The sequence below is a fragment of the Novosphingobium huizhouense genome, assembly GCF_020179475.1.
Classification (GTDB): domain Bacteria; phylum Pseudomonadota; class Alphaproteobacteria; order Sphingomonadales; family Sphingomonadaceae; genus Novosphingobium; species Novosphingobium huizhouense.
The window spans coordinates 1-283 of record NZ_JAILXZ010000042.1 but is presented as its reverse complement, the minus strand read 5'-3'; the positions used below and the strand labels follow the sequence as shown (position 1 = coordinate 283).

General features: G+C 60.4%; 1 protein-coding gene. It reads right to left on the bottom strand.

Annotation, left to right across the window (positions count from 1 at the left end; all coding sequences use genetic code 11):
- A partial coding sequence (locus tag K3A85_RS17900; RefSeq protein ID WP_225207869.1) for an ATP-binding protein occupies positions 1-283 on the bottom strand: 283 nt, incomplete at both ends.

The window sequence follows — 283 nt, the reverse complement described above, 5'->3', positions numbered from 1 at the left end:
GGCGATGCTGCCATTGCGCATGATCTGGTATTCACGATCGGTCAGGGTCAGCGCCGGGGCAACAGTGATCGAATCGCCTGTATGCACGCCCATCGGATCGACATTCTCGATCGAGCAGACGATGATGGCGTTGTCGGCGCGATCGCGCACGACCTCCATCTCGTATTCCTTCCAGCCCAGCAGGCTTTCGTCGATCAGGACCTGCGCCACAGGCGAGGCATCCAGCCCCGAGCGCACGATACGCTCGTAATCATCACGGTTATAGGCAACACCGCCACCCGTG